Annotated in this window: 1 rRNA gene; it reads left to right on the forward strand. The window is 46.4% G+C overall.

Annotated features, from left to right (window positions below):
- A 23S ribosomal RNA gene (locus tag BW716_RS35490) occupies positions 1–498 on the forward strand; the annotation flags it as partial.

A 498-nucleotide genomic window follows, 5' to 3' on the forward strand; every position in this document is an offset into this window, starting at 1 on the left:
GAGCGGACGAGCATGGATAATAATCGGGCATAAGTATATTACCGAAGCTATGGATTTACAGGCAACTGTAAGTGGTAGGGGAGCATTCTAACAGGGTTGAAGGTGTATCGTAAGGTATGCTGGACTGGTTAGAAAAGAAAATGAAGGCATAAGTAACGATAATGCGGGCGAGAAACCCGCAAACCGAAAAACTAAGGTTTCCACAGCTATGCTAATCAGCTGTGGGTTAGTCTGGTCCTAAGGCGAACCCGAAAGGGACAGTCGATGGCTAACGGGTTAATATTCCCGTACTACTAATTACTGTGATGGGGTGACGGAGTGATGAAAGCGCCGCGAACTGACGGAATAGTTCGTTGAAGTACCTACCTATAAGATGCGCAGGCAAATCCACGCGTCTTGGGGAAATACGATAGTACTCGGAGTCTTCGGACAAAGAGATAGTGCGCCTAAGGGCTTCCAAGAAAAACCTCTAAACTTCAGGTAATTAGTACCAGTACC

It is taken from the genome of [Flexibacter] sp. ATCC 35208, from assembly GCF_001975825.1.
Lineage (GTDB): Bacteria > Bacteroidota > Bacteroidia > Chitinophagales > Chitinophagaceae > Chitinophaga.